Here is a 314-nt window from a genome sequence, read left to right on the forward strand (position 1 = left end):
GCCTTGCGGTCGATTTTCCCGTTCGGTGTCAGCGGGAAACGATCCAGTTGTACCACATACGTCGGGATCATGTAATCCGGCAGCTTCGGCTGCAGCGCATTGCGCAGCTCCGGCAAACTCAGGGACGCTGAAGCTATGATGTAGGCACACAGGTCCTTGTGTCCGTCTTCGTTTTCCCATGCTGTGACCACGGCTTTCTGAATGCCATCCACGGTCAGCAACTGCGCTTCCACTTCGCCCAGCTCGATCCGGTACCCCCGGATTTTCACTTGGTGGTCAATCCGGCCCAAATACTCAATGCTGCCGTCTGGCAA

Annotated in this window: 1 protein-coding gene; it reads right to left on the reverse strand. The window is 56.7% G+C overall.

What is annotated here, in order from left to right:
* The coding region (locus G9G53_RS25880; RefSeq protein ID WP_165150903.1) for an amino acid adenylation domain-containing protein at nt 1-314 on the reverse strand (314 nt) is incomplete at both ends.

This window comes from Paenibacillus sp. EKM206P, assembly GCF_011066155.1.
Taxonomy (GTDB): domain Bacteria; phylum Bacillota; class Bacilli; order Paenibacillales; family Paenibacillaceae; genus Paenibacillus; species Paenibacillus polymyxa_D.